Source organism: Bittarella massiliensis (ex Durand et al. 2017), assembly GCF_017566145.1.
GTDB lineage: Bacteria > Bacillota > Clostridia > Oscillospirales > Ruminococcaceae > Bittarella > Bittarella massiliensis_A.
On the sequence record NZ_JABFCL010000177.1, the window covers coordinates 1 to 225 of the forward strand.

1 protein-coding gene is annotated in these 225 nt (G+C 54.2%); it reads left to right on the forward strand.

Going from position 1 to position 225, the window contains the following annotated elements:
- Nucleotides 1–3: 3 nt before the first annotated feature.
- The coding region (locus HJY11_RS13945; protein WP_368041625.1) for a penicillin-binding transpeptidase domain-containing protein at nucleotides 4–225 on the forward strand (222 nt) is incomplete at its 3' end.

Sequence of the window (225 nt, forward strand, 5' to 3'; positions counted from 1 at the left end):
GGGGTGGATCTTCCGGGGGAGGCTTCTACTATCATGCACCGGCTGGAAGATATCGGGGAGGTAGAGCTTGCTACCATGACATTCGGTCAGTCGTTCCAGGTGACGCCGGTACAGATGGCCGCCACAGTCAGTTCCTTGATCAATGGAGGAAAGAGGGTAACGCCTCATTTTGGGGTAGAAGTGCTGGACAGTGAGAGCGGGAAGACGCTTAAGACATTTTCGGAT